Genomic DNA, 14,667 nt, shown 5'->3' with positions numbered 1-14,667 from the left:
TGCAAAAAGATTAACCTTCTGGATTGGCCGTTAACGTGATGAAAAACGTTTTCTCTTTCCCATCACGATACACTTGAAGGGAAGCTTTATCGCCAACCTTTAGTTCTGTGTATAAAAGCCTTCTTAAATCACTTGCATCTTTAATTTTATGATCATTAATGGCGACTAAAATATCTTCCATTTGTAAGCCTGCTTTTCCGGCTGCGGAATCAGGATCTACAGAAGTGATGATAACGCCGCCTTCAATGCTTTTAGGCAATTTCTGTAAATATTGGGGAGCTACCTGGTCAAAGTCGACCATGCTTATGCCCATATAAGGACGTTCAATTTTTCCATGCTGAATCATTTCCTCAATAAGTGGTTTGGCATCATTAATGGGAATCGCAAATCCTAGACCTTCAACACCGTTCCCGGAAATTTTTAAACTGTTAATTCCGATCAGTTCACCATTTGTATTGACTAAGGCTCCTCCACTATTCCCATTGTTAATCGCTGCATCCGTCTGAATGACATTTAGCTCCCATTTACCTGCAGAGGTTTCAACTTCAATCGAACGGTTAACCGCACTAACAATCCCTTGTGTAACGGTCCGCGAGAATTCCAACCCAAGTGGATTACCAATGGCCACGACCTGCTCTCCTGCACGAAGTTGATCAGAATCGCCAAATTTCATGACAGAGTCAACTTTTTTTCCATCTATTTTTAATACAGCTAAATCGGTCAAGGCATCAGCTCCAATTAGCTCAGCCTCTAGCTTATCACCATTTTCTAGGTTGACCTCGATTTGATCGGCACCTTCAATCACGTGATTATTGGTGACAATAAATGCGTTCTTCCCTTCCTTTTTAAAGAGAACGCCTGAACCTGACTTTTCACTTGGGTTTGCATTCATAGAGGAAAATGGGTTTTCCTCTGTTTTGCTCGTACTCACAATACCCACAACCGTTTTGGATGCCTTTTCGACCATATCAGCAAGGGATGTCGTGTTCGCCGAAAGTTGCTGAACATCCTGAGAGGAATGATGCTCTGATTCTGCCGCAGCTGCAGGCACGGCCGCCTCCTTATTTTCCGTTTCTTTTAAAAGCGGTGTGTTGATGACAACAGCCAAAGTTAAGACAGACCCAATCACACCTGCACTCACCGTTGATACAACTCTTTTTACGACCGTTTTTCCTTTTTTCCAACGTTTTTTAGGATGTTCCGTAATATTGGATACTTCATAATCATCTCTATCCGTCATTTTTATTTCCTCCCTGCGAATAATGTATCTTTATCATACTCACAAGATATGAATAAACTATGAACAAAGATTTAACAATTGGAGAAATTTAGTAAGTAAAAAACCTCTACATATGGATATGTTTCTGCCAATCCTTCGCAAGTAAACCATAGATCAGATGATCGACATAATGATCATATAACCATTCCGCTTCACGAATGGTTCCCTCTTTTTTAAACCCTAATTTTTCGGGAATCGCTTGACTTCTCTTATTTCCAACCGCCACGCGAATTTCAATCCGATTATAATGAAGTGTATAAAAGGCATAATCGATCAATGAGTGTACAACTCTTTTCATAATCCCTTTCCCTTGAAAGTCGCCGCCCAACCAATAGCCGATTGAAGCGATTTTATTCGTCCAGTCCATTTCATTGAACCCGGATATTCCAACAATTGCTCCCTTATATAGAATAACCATATTCAAAGAAGTAAATTCCGCAAATCCTTTTTGACTCGTTTCAATGAATGCTTTTGTATCGGCTATCCTTTTTGTGTCATCTATCCATGGTAACCATTTTCGAAAATCATCTCTCGATTGATCAATCAGGTAGAACAGCGCCTCGGCATCCTGTTCCCCCATCACACGTAAATAGATCTCCTCATCAACAGGATGAACGAGCATACGATCACCTCAATCCTCATTTTTCGGACGCCGCCTTGCAAAGGAAGTAAGAAAAGCGCAAGCGCCCGTTTAGCGACGTACAAACTTTTTAGGGGCCTGACGAGATAAAGGAAACACGATGAACCCGAAGGGTGAATCGATGTTGACTTACGCAAGCAGGCACCGAAAGTTTGCTAGTCGCTGGGCGCTGGAGCTAGATCCAAACATTAGCCAATTTTTATGGTTTCTTACCTTTTCAAAAAGTCCCGATTTCACTTAAGAAATCGGAACTTCGCTTTAGGCAAGAATTTCTTCTATTTTATCAAGAACATCAGCTGTTAATTCTAATTCACTGCCCTTCACGTTCGCCTCGATTTGTTCTGGTCTGCTTGCACCCACTAAGGCACTCGCCACATGAGGCTGACGCAAAATCCAAGCAAGGGCCAAGGCCGGTAATGTCGTGTCCAATTCTTTCGCCACTTGATCCAATTTTCCTACTTTATCTAGAACATCGTCTGTTAACAAGCCTTTCACACCATTATTGATTTCGTCATTCGCTGCACGGCTTGTTTCAGGAATTTTGCCGCCTAGATACTTTCCAGTTAAAATTCCTTGCGCGAGTGGGGAAAATACAACTTGGCCAATCCCATATTTACTCGATACAGGCAAAACTTCCTTTTCAATATACCGGTTCAGCATATTATAAACGGGTTGATTGACAACAATGCGATCTAATAATTTTCGATCAGCTATTCCCACGGCTTCTTCAATTTGGGCTGCCGTCCATTCACTGACACCAGCATATAAAATTTTCCCCTGGCGGATTAAGTCATCAATCACACGCAAAGTTTCCTCTACAGGTGTTTCAGGATCATAGCGATGACAATAGAAAATGTCGACATAATCAAGTTCCATACGCTTCAAACTATTATGAACTTGTTCATATATATGTTTCCGAGATAACCCTCTGTCATTTGGTCCGTCTCCCATTGGCCAAAAGGCTTTTGTTGTAACCACATAGGATTCACGTGGAAATTCCTTCAACGCTTTGGATAGGACTCTTTCTCCTTCACCCTGTTCGTAAACGTTTGCAGAGTCAAAAAAATTAATCCCTAAATCATACGCTTTATGTATCGTCTTTGTTGCCGTATTGTCTTCAACAGACTTTCCATATGTTAACCAACTACCGAGACTAATCTCACTCACTTTTAATCCTGTTCTTCCTAATCTACGATACTTCATCTCGATCTCTCCCCGCTTAATTTTTGATAAAAATGTAGAGGCTTTGTTTTAATAATTCCTTATTTCCTTGAGCCTGTCAAGCAATCGTCCTTAGAATCTCTTTGACAAAATTTTCGTTTATTTCAGTGTAAAGGAGTAAGATCATTTGTATGTTTATCCTTCCTGAATATGATAAACTATCTAAAAATCAAAGGTTCAGGAGAGAATAGAATGTCTACTTATCAAGTATTGTTTTTAGATATTGACGGTACGATCTTAAAACCGGATCATACCTATGATGCTTCGACGAAAAAGGCGATCAAACAGGTGCAAGAAATCGGACTGGAAGTTTTTTTAGCTACAGGAAGACCCTTGCATGAAATTAGAGATTTGGCAAAAGAATTGAATGTTGACTCCTTTATTGGCTATAATGGAGCACTCGCCCTCTACAAAGAAGAACCAGTGGTCAATGAGCCAATGGCGGAAGAAACGGTTTTAAACTTCTTGGAAATTGCCAAGAAAAATGGCCATGAAATGGTTTTATATACAAGTGAAAAAAATTATTTTACTTCTTTAGATAAATCCGTTGTGAAGCATTTTATCAAAATGTTTCAGCTCAAGGAAAATAACATTTTTACGGAAAAAGTTGCTGATCAAATCCTTGGGGCTACTTTAATTAATTTAACGGAAGAAGATCGACAGCTATACCAATTTGATCCAACCTACCATCTATCTCAAGTAAATGTGGAGGCTTTACTCCATTGTTATGATGTCATTCGGGATCGAGTCAATAAAGGCGGAGCTATTAGCAAAATATTGGATGTTTTACAAGTTCCAAAAGAAAAGGCGATTGCCTTTGGAGATGGCATGAATGATAAAGAAATGCTGCAAACAGTTGGCGAAGGGTTTGCGATGGGAAATGCTCATCCGGATCTATTCCAATATGCAAAACACAAAACAACCAGTGTGCTGGAATCAGGAATTTTTAATGGTTTAAAATCGCTTCATCTTATAAAGGAATGATCATCAAATGTTGACTATTCATTTTCACCCTGTTTGGGAAGAACAATTAACGGAAAAGGAAAAAGACAAATATATCCAAAAGGCAAAATCACTTCCTATTACAAAAGATGCCTTTACAGTCACTCCCATCATGACGAAATACAAGAAAAATGGCGGGCTTGTCGCAACAGTTTTGCTTCACAACGGTTTTGATAATGATTTACATGTAACAAAACAATGGGTTAGAGTTTTAGATCGTACCCATAAAACGATTGCCGAAGAGACTTTCACAATCCCTTTGCACATTCAAGCCATGTCATCCCAACCGTGGTCGTTCGTTTTTTCTAACAACATGGTTTTCCAGATAGATGCGGATCTAAATAAGGTGCATATTTCAATCATATAGAGGATGTTCAAAAAGTCCGGTAAAAAGACATAAGCGAATTTCTTCGTTGGCTTGCTTTTCCGCTGCTCACGTATTAACTGCATACGCTCCGCTGCTCAAAGCTACGCCGCCTCGAACTTCTTGGTCCTTTTTATCCTCCTTTTTGAACACGCACATATAGGAGAAAATAACTAAATGTTAATTTTCCGAATTTATAATGAATCCCATATCACTGCTAATGTGGTATGGGATGATTTGTTTTTTACTTGATATGCAAGGAAAAGTCTCCGTTATTCCTCTCTGTAAAAAAATGTTTATCTTCGTTTTCATCAGGGTATGGAAGAGTTATCAAGACATATAGAGAGGATTATTGCAAGATTGGTAACATACAATGGTTATATAGGCTCCTATCCTTGCATATCCATCCTCATACAGTTTCAAGAATTTTTCTTTTATTCCAGCTTTATTAGATAATAAAAGACGAATGAAAAAAAACAGGAGGAGTGCACATAATTTTGAAGAAAAAATTCGGATTTCTTATAGTAGTGCTTTCCATAATGCTAGCGCTCGCAGCATGTGGAAAAGGTGAAAGCGCGGACGGTGATGGAGAAAAAGGTAGTAACGGAGGCAATGATTCAAAAGGAAAAACATATACGGTTGCAACCGATTCAAACTTCAAGCCGTTTGAATACTTGAATACAGATACAGGAGAGTTAGAAGGATTTGATATTGATTTAATAAAGGAAATTGCAGACCGGGCCGGCTTCAAAGTCGAATTTGAACAGATGGACTTTGATGGCTTACTCGCGGGGATGCAAGGTGGCCGTTATGAAATCGGGGTCGCGGGGATGTCGATCACGGATGAACGGAAAGAAACACTTGATTTCTCTGATCCTTATTATGATTCCGGAATCATTTTGATGGTACCCACAGATAGTGATATTAAGTCGATTGATGATGTAGATGGGAAAAAGATTGGCTCTCGTCAAGGGTCCACAAGTGAAAGCTACTTAAACAAAAATACAAAAGCTCAAGTTGAGGCTTATCCCGAAATTGTTACAGCTTATATGAACCTAGCTAAGGGCAAGCTGGATGGTGCTCTGTATGATGTCCCGAATGTACAATATTACATTGCACAAGAAGGAAAGGGCAAACTAAAAACAACAGGTGACATCCTTCAAGGTGAATCATACGGGATTGCCTTCAAAAAGGGGTCTGAATTGGTAGATGATACGAATGAAGCGCTCGCAAGCATGATTAAAGACGGTACCTATGCTGAGATATACGAAAAGTACTTCGGTGAAAAACCAGCTGATAAATGGCTAGGAGAAGAATAGAATGAAACTTCGCTCAGTTGAGGTTGGGTTAAGCCTATAGGATAAACCATCCTTTACCCCGCTGCGAAAGGTCAAAGCTTAAAAATTATAACTTTGTAACCTGCTTCCCGCAGGCCTGAATTTGTCACAACTGCTTCGTCAGTCGCAACAGGTTCTTTAACTTGTTGCGATTTTTCCACTAATGAAAAATATGTATTCGATAAGGGAGAGAAACAGAGAATGATAGAAACAATCATGGATAGTCACTATATTCATAGCCTCCCCTTTCTCTTTAAGGGATTGATTTGGACGCTGATCATCACGATTTCTGGACTTATTCTTGGCTTTATCCTTGGGGCCCTAACCGGATTGGGCCGCTTGTCAAAAAGTAAAATTATTCGCGGGATATGCACTTTTTATGTGGAAGTTGTTCGGGGAACCCCGATCCTTGTACAAATTTTATTTATTTATGTTGGGCTTTCAGAGGATTTAATCGGGTTTAATATTGATAAGATCACTGCCTCTATTATTGCGATTACAATTAATGCGGGTGCTTATATCTCTGAAATTGTTCGAGGAGCCGTAAAATCCATTGATAAAGGACAGCATGAAGCAGGACGTTCCATCGGTCTAACTCAAAAGCAAACGATGCGTTATATTATATGGCCTCAAGCATTCAAACGCATGATCCCTCCCCTTGGGAACCAATTTATTATTAGTTTGAAAGATACTTCCCTGTTTTCCGTTATTGCTGTAGGCGAGCTTCTCTATATGGGAAAGCAATATTATAATGCGACTTTCTCCGCTTTCCAAACATTACTTATGGTTTGTGTTCTTTATCTTCTCATTACCATCCCTACCTCCTATTACCTACAAAAACTAGAAAGGAAGTTGGATGTCTAATATGATTACGGTGAATAATTTGCATAAACGTTTTGGTGAATTGGAAGTATTAAAAGGCATTGATATGGAAGTGAAAGAAAATGAGGTCGTTTGTGTGATTGGACCGTCTGGTTCTGGAAAAAGCACCTTTCTTCGTTGCCTAAATTTATTAGAGGATATCACCTCAGGTGATGTGATCATTGATGGCGATAATATCGTCTATCCTGCAGTGGACATCAATGAGCTTCGTTCCCAAGTAGGAATGGTGTTTCAACATTTCAATCTCTTTCCTCATAAATCGGTCTTAGAAAATATCACTTTGGGTCCGCAAAAAGTGAAGGGATTGTCCGAATCAGATGCCGAGAAGGTGGCACTTCCTTTATTGGATAAGGTAGGACTTTCTGATAAAGCCCACGTCTATCCTCAGAGCTTATCTGGCGGCCAAAAACAACGGGTGGCGATTGCTCGATCACTTGCCATGAACCCTAAAGTAATGCTTTTTGACGAACCTACTTCTGCGCTAGATCCTGAGCTTGTTGGCGATGTCCTGCAGGTAATGAAGGATTTGGCTGACGACGGGATGACTATGGTCGTTGTAACCCATGAAATGGGATTTGCCCGTGAAGTCGGCGATCGAGTCGTTTTTATGGACGAAGGGATTATTATGGAACAAGGTGACCCTGAACAGATTTTTGATCATCCGCAAAATGAACGAACCCAGGAATTTTTGAGTAAGATCCTATAAAGATTTAGTCGATCTACAATGAAAAAAGAAAATGGAAGCCATACTTTTTGTAAAATTTAATCTTTTCATTGGATTAGCATTTTACATCCAATCTTTGTTATAATGACTTTATATTGTGTAATCTATCTAAAGTGAGGTAAATCCATTATGAACCAATTTTACAAATCAGGTGACGCAGCACCCGTTACAGGCACTTATGTTGAAGTCGGACACGGCGGCGGTAAAGTGAAGAACCCTGAACGAGTAGAGCTTCAGCAAGGAGATAAACTCCCTGATCTTAAAACTTATACAGTCACCATCGAGCATAAAGGCGAGGAAAAAGTAAGAGATCGTCAACATCTTTGGATGCTAGAAAAGTAAGACCCCACAAAAGCTGCCGAAAATTCGGCGGCTTTTTTTGGTACGCTTCGTAACAGGTAAATACCCTACCTTTACACATGAAACCGCATCCATTTTAAATCTCAATTTGTTTACGATTTATTAACCAAAGAGTTTCAATTTTCCATATTCGTATTTGTATTCTTAATCGCGACAAAAAGTACACGTTTGTTTACTTTAGTTGTAATCGATAAGTGTGCTTTTTGAAAACAACCTTGTTGTAAATTAAACATCTTTAATGTCATTGAACACCAATGGTACGAACTTACATTCTTTCATTATATCATTCTCACAGTCATCGCCATTTATGTATTGGGATTTATTTTGGTACTGATTAGCCTATCTGTTTCACATATTGTACCCAGCTATATTTCGCTTATTGGTGTCCAAGTCCCGATTATCTTTGGATTACTTGCTTTCGGTATACGCTATTTACTCAATTGGATCACAAGCTTCTACTTACCGCAGTGGCTTGTCCCTCTTTGTTATAGCTTTTTTCTAGTAGCCAGTATCACGTTGATTATGCTATTATGGAAACAGGAAAAGAAAAAAGACATCATGCTGTAAGGGAGCGGTAAGAAGTGTGGCAGGGAATCATCATTTTCGGTATCTTTAGCATTTTTTGGATCATGTACCGGAATAGCAGATACAAGAAAAAAATTGTGAATCCATATAGAGAAGGCATCCTCAATCTCTTTTTTGTCTATATCGTATCTGTCATATTCCTGACCATGCAACCATTCGAATGGAATCTCCCTTTTGGCCTATGGGGTGGAAAATCGACGTATCATTTCGATTTTCACCTCTTTTATGAATTGAAAAATATGTCCAATCCCAAACTGCAAATGCTGTATTCCGTTGGAAACATTGCTCTATTCATTCCCTTTGGACTATTTATCCCGCTTTTGTTTCAACATTGTAGACGTTTATGGATAGTCCTCCTACTGGGTTTTGCTTCTTCCCTAATGATTGAATTAACCCAAACATTTTTGACCATGACAAGAAGAGGAACTCTTGATGATTTAGTTTTTAATACATCGGGTGCCGTGATTGGGTACATCCTATACAGCGTTGTGAAAGTGGTCGTAAGGAAAATACCCGTTATCCTTATCGCAAAATAAAGCAGAATAAATATGAAAGAAAAAGAGCTATCCCAAATAGAGGCTCTTTTTCTTGTGTTTCCTATTGGCGAAACGCTAAGCTAAATAGGCCATTTCACCTCAATATGGACCGTGCCACTTCGATACTACACTGTTAGCTATTAGCCACTATCCTTCTCCCCTCTTTTTAAAAAAAGGGTGAGGGATTCAAAGTTCAATTTTCACATTTTGCCCATTTTTGTCATGCACCTCTACGATGGTCAACCCTTTATACTTTTTTATTTCTTTTAATACGGGCTTGATGTCTCGCCAATCAATTTGTTCAAAGGAAAGCTTTTCGTTATATTCTACTTCCTCCTGGTTCTGTTTTCTTCTAGAACCGATTATTTTCCAAAAAGATTTAAATGTAGCGATTCGACCAGCAGATCCTATAAAAAAATAGGGCAACCGGATTGTCCTTGGTTTTTGGTTTTCTTGTCTAATCGTCATTTTCAACATAGGTAATCTCACTCAATAACAATCGAAACCGTCTCGCCACTTTTACCCGTGATATCCACAATTTGACCTTCCGCTTCATGCTCAATCGCCTCTAAAATGAGGTCTACGTCTACTTTGTCGATCCCATCTACATATTTCGCTGACCCTGGGATTTTAGAAGCAATACTTAATCCGGACTGTAAAGCTACCTTCACCAATCGCAATGGCAAGTTTACATTCACTTTCTCCTCCTGGTCCATGATGCGGATCTTAAGAAATTTATTTAAATACTCCTTACCCTCTACTTTCTCTTCCACCACTTCTTTTTCTTGTAAGGCTTGGATCAAAGCCGTCGCCTCCTCCGAATCCAATTTTCCTTCTTCCATCATCGCTAAGATTTTTTTGATTTCTTCTTTCATACTAACCTTCCTCCCTTTATTCATCCTTTAGTAAGCGTAAAGCCTCGTCTGCTGTGATTTCGCCTTTTTCCAGCATGGAGATCACTTGTTTCTCCTCTGTTTTGCTTTTCATTTCTTTCTTTTCGGTATAACCAAGGGCTGAAATCACATCATTCAATTTTCCACGGACGGTTGGGTAAGAAATGCCTAGCTCTTTCTCAACTTCTTTAATATTTCCGCGGCTTTTTAAAAAAATTTCAATAAAATGCAATTGTTCTGAAGTAAGCGTAGCCCAGCTCGATAACTCAAAATCATTTTCAATCGTTGTATGACAATGGCTGCATTGAAGCTTTGTAACCTTTAATTTTTGTGAGCAGACCGGACAGGATGTAATGACTGGATAACTCATACTTTCCTCCTTTTTAAATTTATCAATATTATAATAGTATATATTAATAATTTATTCAAGTTGTATTAATAAAATTAATTAAATGTTTAACATTATTAAATGCAAATAAAAAAACCCTGTCAGCATTTCGCCAACAGAGTTTTCATTTTTCTATTCTAACCGCACGGCCTGTTTCTGAGCTAGTAAACAAAGCTCCGCCGCTTTAAAGGCGTGTGCCTGTGTCATCGCATTTTCGGTTCGATTTAAGCAATCCAAAATCAATTCACCGAAGAAAGGATAACCGACCTTCCCTTGTACCGAATAATGGAAAGTCCCTTCTTGGTTGACAAGATATACTTGATTTCCTTCACGTTCACGACCTACATCAATATATTTGCGGATTTCGATATATCCATCTGTACCAAGAATGATGGCGCGACCATCTCCCCAGACATCCGAACCGTCCGGTGTGAGCCAATCTACACGGAAGTAATGACTCGCCCCATTTTCACCCACAATCATGCAATCCCCAAAGTCCTCTAATTCAGGATAGTCTTTATTCGCATAGTTACCAACTTGACTCCGTACAACCTTCGCATCCTTATTGCCTGTATAAAATAAAAACTGTTCAATTTGATGGCTGCCGATATCGCAAAGAATACCACCATACTTTTCTTTTTCAAAAAACCAATCCGGTCTTGAAGGGGCATTGAGACGATGCGGTGCCAAATTCGTCACCTGTAATACGCGGCCAATCGCTCCTTGTTCGATCAGATCCCCAGCAAACACCGCACTCTCCACATGAATCCGTTCTGAATAATACACCATATATTTACGACCCGTTTTCTCAACGGTTCGCTTCGCCTCTTCCAATTGTTCCAAGGTTGTAAAAGGTGTCTTGTCTGTAAAATAATCCTTACCGTTTTCCATCACCCGCACACCAAGCGGTCCGCGCTCACAAGGGATGGCTGCTGCGGCCACAAGTTTCACCTCAGGATCCTGAAAAATCTCTTCCTCGCTAGCAGCCGCTCGAACATTCGGATAGCTTTCCAAAAACTTCTCAACCTTTTTAGGATCAGGATCATATACCCATTTTAATGTTGCTCCTGCTTCCACAAGCCCATTACACATCCCATAAATATGACCATGATCAAGCGCCATCGCAGCGATCACAAATTCACCTTCTGCCACAACACGATTCGCTTTGCCCTTTGGAGCATAATTCATTCCGTCTTTTCCCACTGTATTTCTCCTTTCTCAAAGTCTCTTATCATTTTAATGTGTGCCACTTACGTCCAGTGTGACATCCTCCGTTTCTGTCTTCCGAAATGTGGAGGCAGCAATTTCCTCCTGTAATTTTTCATAAAAGAGATCCTCATCCAATGGCATATCTACCCAATCATCCAACCAACTTGATAAATAGACCCCGTTTGCGATCGCCAGACTTTTAATCCCTTCCTCACCTGGCGCTAAAAGCTCCGCATCATTTACAATGGCGTCTACCCAATTTTTTAAAATTCCTGTATGTTGGTCATTACGACCCCTCACCGGAATATCGATTTTCCAACATTCTGGTGCACCGAATCCCCCTTTGAAGGTTTGATTAAATTCACGCTCTGATTGCCGTAATCTCCAGAAAGTCAATTTTCCGTTCTCGATCACAAGCTTCCCACGATTTCCTGCCACTTCAAAGCGGTTCGTTCCAGGTGCTTCTCCAGTCGAAGTGACAAATAGACCTGTTGCCCCATTTTCATATTCAACATAAGCGGTGACATCATCTTCGACCTCAATATCATGGTATTTTCCAAACCCACAGAAAGAACGAATTCTTGTTGGCATCATCCCCGTGATCCATTGCCATAAATCGAGCTGATGGGGGGATTGATTCAGCATCACACCGCCACCTTCCCCTTTCCAAGTTGCTCGCCAGCCACCTGAATCATAATAACTTTGAGGACGATACCAGTCTGTTATAATCCAGTTTGTTCGTTTTATTTCCCCTAATTCTCCTGATTGGATCAGTTCGCGCATTTTTTGATACAGGGGATTGGTTCGCTGATTAAACATCATACTGAACACTTTTCCACTTTTCGCCGCCGCTTCATTCATCAAGCGAACATTCTTTGTATAAACCCCTGCAGGCTTTTCGCAGAGCACATGCCAGCCCTTTGCAAATGCCCGAATTGCTACATCTGGGTGTTCATAATGAGGAGTCGCAATAATAATGCCATCCACCTCTGCATGCTCAAAAAAATCATCAATCGATAAGTACCGTTTTACTCGATCTCCAAATTCTTCCCTTGCCTTTACCATTCTTTCTTCACGCACATCACAAACCGCTGTTAAAATCGCATCCTCGATTTCTCGATTGTACAAACGCTTGGCATGGCTTGTCCCCATATTTCCTAATCCGATAATGCCTACTTTCACAATCGTCATTTCGAAAACCTTCCTTTCTTCTATATCGAGTCATATATATTTTTAAAATCTCATTCTATGTCCTTTGGTTTATAATTTTTCTTTTAACTTAAGCAAATTCTCTAAACTCAAGCTCAAACTATCAAGCGGATTTCCTGGACAGACATCCTGTTCGACCGCATACCATTCCACACCTGATTTCTCCCCCCATTGCAAAATAGGAATGAAATCAATTTTCCCGGTTCCGATTTCGGCGAACTTTTCCTCTGCATCATCTGTCATATCCTTCAAGTGGATGATCGGCATTCGGTTCGCATACGGCTGAATAAAGGTCAGTGGATCCTGGCCGCCTTTTTTCACCCAGTACACGTCCACTTCTGCTAAAACTTTGTTATCCTCCACTGGTTCTAATAAATATTCTAGTGCAGAAACACCATTTATTTCTGTCTCAAATTCAAAGGCATGATTATGATAGCTAATCCGGTAATCGGGGACTTTGCTTGCAATCTCATTTAATTTTTGTCGAACCTTTTTATACCCTTCTTCTGTTTGATATTCTCCTGGTAGATAGGGGCAGACGATATCCTTTGTTCCGTATAAGTCCGCTTCCTTCACGACATTGTCTAAATCATTTTCCAAACGATCTAATGAAATATGCATACCAGCGGTTCTAAGCTGATTTTCCTGTAAAGCGTCTGCCACCTCTTGAGGATCATATCCTTGAGGAAGAGCAGAAATTTGCACACCTGCCCACCCCATCTTTTTAATCTCCCGAAAAACAGGTGCTATCCCTTTAGCCAATTCTTCTCGTACTGTGAATAATTGTGCTGCAAACTTCTCTTCCATTTTGCCACTCTCCTACTCTATGATTTTAGTTTTTGTTTGCGATATTCAGAAGGTGTCATTCCTACCCTTTGTTTGAAAAAGCGACTGAAATGAGCCGGGCTTTCAAAACCTGATTCTGTTGCCAATTCCATTAAGGTTCGATCCGGATACATTTCCAGATCAAATTTCACTTGATTTAAGCGACAGGTCATGACGTAATCCATTACAGTTGTGCCTGTCACTTCTTTAAAAATCCGCGAAAGATAAAACTTACTCAAATTTAATTCAGCTGAAATATCTTCTAAACTCATACTATTTTTAAAATGATCCTGAATAAAATGAGCAATATTTTCTACATGTAAAACCTTTTCACTTTTCGGCATTGCCAATTGTTGATTTTCCTTTTTACTCAACTTGTAAATTTGCATTAAGATCGTTAACAGCAAAATCTTCAATTCTGCCTCATGCACAGGTTTGCTATGAAAAGAAAGGGCATCATTTTTAAGTCGATCCATCGCTTTGATCGATTGTAAAATCAGCTCCCTTTCCCCTTCATCTTCCCCACGAAGCAGACAATTACTCATTTCTTTGAAAGGTGAAAGCAGTTCTGGCATTCGCAACTCCTCAATGACAGGCTTAATCCAATCCGGCGAAAAATGAACAACACTGCGTTCATATATTTCGCATTTGGAGGGATTGGCTCGATGCGCTGTTAAACCATCCATTATGATGATATCCCCTGGCTGCAGTTCGTAAATGGAATGGTGAATAAGGTATTTACAATCTCCTCGATGAAAAAAGTATATTTCATATTGTGCATGAGAATGAAAAGCAAAGTCCTGTTCCCCTAATGATTTCATCCGATAATCCGGTCTTAACCATTTTTCCATCTTTCCACCTCGCATGTTGAAAGGGCTTACCTTATATAATAAAGATTTTTGATCCATTTTCATTACCTCCACATGCCCAAATCCATACTATTATTGACTCAAATTGCTCTAAATATGTCAAATATAGGTTAAAACTTTTCCCATATGAAACCAACCATAATGTTCAATCTCTTCAGCAAAAAGCCCCGATCGGCAAATTCGGCAGAAGTTAGGGAGACAAGGATTGCCGATTATGAAGGGAAAAGGGAACTTTTTAGGTATGTTTGTGAAGGTTGTTATGATAGAAACTAATAACAGAATTGGTTAAGACAGGTAGGAATTCCATTGAAAATATTGAGAAGAAACTTTAGACTGGTTTACAC

The 14,667-nt window shown here is 39.7% G+C and carries 18 protein-coding genes; 8 read left to right on the top strand and 10 right to left on the bottom strand.

Annotation, left to right across the window (positions count from 1 at the left end; translation table 11 throughout):
* Window positions 1-10 precede the first annotated feature (10 nt).
* From MUB24_RS17135 to MUB24_RS17125, 3 genes are all read right to left on the bottom strand, one after another.
* Window positions 11-1,240, bottom strand: a complete 1,230-nt coding sequence (locus MUB24_RS17135) for a S1C family serine protease (protein ID WP_244706236.1) — start codon at window positions 1,238-1,240, stop codon at window positions 11-13.
* A 106-nt stretch (window positions 1,241-1,346) separates the two neighbouring features.
* Window positions 1,347-1,901 (bottom strand): GNAT family N-acetyltransferase, encoded by a 555-nt coding sequence (locus tag MUB24_RS17130; protein ID WP_244706234.1) that lies wholly within the window; start codon window positions 1,899-1,901, stop codon window positions 1,347-1,349.
* Window positions 1,902-2,177: 276 nt separating this feature from the next.
* The gene (locus MUB24_RS17125) at window positions 2,178-3,122 is read right to left on the bottom strand and encodes an aldo/keto reductase family protein (RefSeq protein WP_244706232.1); all 945 of its coding nucleotides are present in this window, start codon (window positions 3,120-3,122) and stop codon (window positions 2,178-2,180) included.
* A 210-nt stretch (window positions 3,123-3,332) separates the two neighbouring features.
* Between MUB24_RS17125 and MUB24_RS17120 the strand changes: the two genes are divergently transcribed.
* The 8 genes from MUB24_RS17120 to MUB24_RS17085 all read left to right on the top strand — a co-directional run bounded on the left by MUB24_RS17120 (window position 3,333) and on the right by MUB24_RS17085 (window position 8,930).
* A complete protein-coding gene (locus tag MUB24_RS17120) occupies window positions 3,333-4,124 on the top strand; it encodes an HAD family hydrolase (protein ID WP_244706230.1) in 792 nt (263 codons plus the stop codon).
* Between the two features lie 7 nt (window positions 4,125-4,131).
* Window positions 4,132-4,509, top strand: a complete 378-nt coding sequence (locus MUB24_RS17115) for an SLAP domain-containing protein (RefSeq protein ID WP_244706228.1) — start codon at window positions 4,132-4,134, stop codon at window positions 4,507-4,509.
* Window positions 4,510-5,045: 536 nt separating this feature from the next.
* The gene (locus MUB24_RS17110) at window positions 5,046-5,825 is read left to right on the top strand and encodes a transporter substrate-binding domain-containing protein (protein WP_483869170.1); all 780 of its coding nucleotides are present in this window, start codon (window positions 5,046-5,048) and stop codon (window positions 5,823-5,825) included.
* Between the two features lie 219 nt (window positions 5,826-6,044).
* A complete protein-coding gene (locus MUB24_RS17105; protein ID WP_244706224.1) occupies window positions 6,045-6,707 on the top strand; it encodes an amino acid ABC transporter permease in 663 nt (220 codons plus the stop codon).
* 1 nt (window position 6,708) lies between these two features.
* On the top strand, window positions 6,709-7,431 hold the full coding sequence (locus MUB24_RS17100; protein WP_244706267.1) for an amino acid ABC transporter ATP-binding protein: 723 nt from the start codon (window positions 6,709-6,711) through the stop codon (window positions 7,429-7,431).
* 147 nt (window positions 7,432-7,578) lie between these two features.
* Window positions 7,579-7,791 carry a YjzC family protein gene (locus MUB24_RS17095; protein ID WP_244706222.1) on the top strand — a complete coding sequence of 71 codons (213 nt, stop codon included), beginning with the start codon at window positions 7,579-7,581 and terminating at the stop codon, window positions 7,789-7,791.
* Window positions 7,792-8,133: 342 nt separating this feature from the next.
* Complete coding sequence (locus MUB24_RS17090; RefSeq protein ID WP_244706220.1) at window positions 8,134-8,376, top strand: hypothetical protein; 243 nt, start codon at window positions 8,134-8,136, stop codon at window positions 8,374-8,376.
* 14 nt (window positions 8,377-8,390) lie between these two features.
* Window positions 8,391-8,930 carry a VanZ family protein gene (locus tag MUB24_RS17085; RefSeq protein WP_244706218.1) on the top strand — a complete coding sequence of 180 codons (540 nt, stop codon included), beginning with the start codon at window positions 8,391-8,393 and terminating at the stop codon, window positions 8,928-8,930.
* A 186-nt stretch (window positions 8,931-9,116) separates the two neighbouring features.
* Here the strand turns inward: MUB24_RS17085 and MUB24_RS17080 are convergent, their stop codons facing one another.
* From MUB24_RS17080 to MUB24_RS17050, 7 genes are all read right to left on the bottom strand, one after another.
* Entirely contained in the window at window positions 9,117-9,407 is a 291-nt protein-coding gene (locus MUB24_RS17080) for a hypothetical protein (protein ID WP_244706216.1), read from the bottom strand.
* Window positions 9,408-9,415: 8 nt separating this feature from the next.
* Window positions 9,416-9,805 carry a hypothetical protein gene (locus MUB24_RS17075; protein ID WP_244706214.1) on the bottom strand — a complete coding sequence of 130 codons (390 nt, stop codon included), beginning with the start codon at window positions 9,803-9,805 and terminating at the stop codon, window positions 9,416-9,418.
* A gap of 16 nt (window positions 9,806-9,821) precedes the next feature.
* A complete protein-coding gene (locus tag MUB24_RS17070; RefSeq protein WP_244706212.1) occupies window positions 9,822-10,193 on the bottom strand; it encodes a DUF2089 domain-containing protein in 372 nt (123 codons plus the stop codon).
* Between the two features lie 150 nt (window positions 10,194-10,343).
* Window positions 10,344-11,399, bottom strand: a complete 1,056-nt coding sequence (locus MUB24_RS17065) for a Gfo/Idh/MocA family protein (protein ID WP_280517049.1) — start codon at window positions 11,397-11,399, stop codon at window positions 10,344-10,346.
* Between the two features lie 48 nt (window positions 11,400-11,447).
* A complete protein-coding gene (locus MUB24_RS17060; RefSeq protein ID WP_244706208.1) occupies window positions 11,448-12,611 on the bottom strand; it encodes a Gfo/Idh/MocA family protein in 1,164 nt (387 codons plus the stop codon).
* A 69-nt stretch (window positions 12,612-12,680) separates the two neighbouring features.
* Window positions 12,681-13,436 (bottom strand): sugar phosphate isomerase/epimerase family protein, encoded by a 756-nt coding sequence (locus MUB24_RS17055; RefSeq protein WP_244706206.1) that lies wholly within the window; start codon window positions 13,434-13,436, stop codon window positions 12,681-12,683.
* Window positions 13,437-13,453: 17 nt separating this feature from the next.
* Window positions 13,454-14,362 (bottom strand): AraC family transcriptional regulator, encoded by a 909-nt coding sequence (locus MUB24_RS17050; RefSeq protein WP_244706204.1) that lies wholly within the window; start codon window positions 14,360-14,362, stop codon window positions 13,454-13,456.
* Between the last annotated feature and the right edge of the window lie 305 nt (window positions 14,363-14,667).

This window comes from Lederbergia sp. NSJ-179, from assembly GCF_022867885.1.
Classification (GTDB): Bacteria; Bacillota; Bacilli; order Bacillales; family Bacillaceae_C; genus Lederbergia.
This window is presented reverse-complemented; position numbering and strand designations above follow the sequence as displayed.

Coding starts and splice junctions, on each gene's coding strand:
- MUB24_RS17135 (WP_244706236.1), bottom strand. CDS start 1,240: ATGACGGATAGAGATGATTATGAAGTATCCAATATTACGGAACATCCT.
- MUB24_RS17130 (WP_244706234.1), bottom strand. CDS start 1,901: ATGCTCGTTCATCCTGTTGATGAGGAGATCTATTTACGTGTGATGGGG.
- MUB24_RS17125 (WP_244706232.1), bottom strand. CDS start 3,122: ATGAAGTATCGTAGATTAGGAAGAACAGGATTAAAAGTGAGTGAGATT.
- MUB24_RS17120 (WP_244706230.1), top strand. CDS start 3,333: ATGTCTACTTATCAAGTATTGTTTTTAGATATTGACGGTACGATCTTA.
- MUB24_RS17115 (WP_244706228.1), top strand. CDS start 4,132: ATGTTGACTATTCATTTTCACCCTGTTTGGGAAGAACAATTAACGGAA.
- MUB24_RS17110 (WP_483869170.1), top strand. CDS start 5,046: ATGCTAGCGCTCGCAGCATGTGGAAAAGGTGAAAGCGCGGACGGTGAT.
- MUB24_RS17105 (WP_244706224.1), top strand. CDS start 6,045: ATGATAGAAACAATCATGGATAGTCACTATATTCATAGCCTCCCCTTT.
- MUB24_RS17100 (WP_244706267.1), top strand. CDS start 6,709: ATGATTACGGTGAATAATTTGCATAAACGTTTTGGTGAATTGGAAGTA.
- MUB24_RS17095 (WP_244706222.1), top strand. CDS start 7,579: ATGAACCAATTTTACAAATCAGGTGACGCAGCACCCGTTACAGGCACT.
- MUB24_RS17080 (WP_244706216.1), bottom strand. CDS start 9,407: ATGTTGAAAATGACGATTAGACAAGAAAACCAAAAACCAAGGACAATC.
- MUB24_RS17075 (WP_244706214.1), bottom strand. CDS start 9,805: ATGAAAGAAGAAATCAAAAAAATCTTAGCGATGATGGAAGAAGGAAAA.
- MUB24_RS17070 (WP_244706212.1), bottom strand. CDS start 10,193: ATGAGTTATCCAGTCATTACATCCTGTCCGGTCTGCTCACAAAAATTA.
- MUB24_RS17065 (WP_280517049.1), bottom strand. CDS start 11,399: ATGAATTATGCTCCAAAGGGCAAAGCGAATCGTGTTGTGGCAGAAGGT.
- MUB24_RS17060 (WP_244706208.1), bottom strand. CDS start 12,611: ATGACGATTGTGAAAGTAGGCATTATCGGATTAGGAAATATGGGGACA.
- MUB24_RS17055 (WP_244706206.1), bottom strand. CDS start 13,436: ATGGAAGAGAAGTTTGCAGCACAATTATTCACAGTACGAGAAGAATTG.
- MUB24_RS17050 (WP_244706204.1), bottom strand. CDS start 14,362: ATGGATCAAAAATCTTTATTATATAAGGTAAGCCCTTTCAACATGCGA.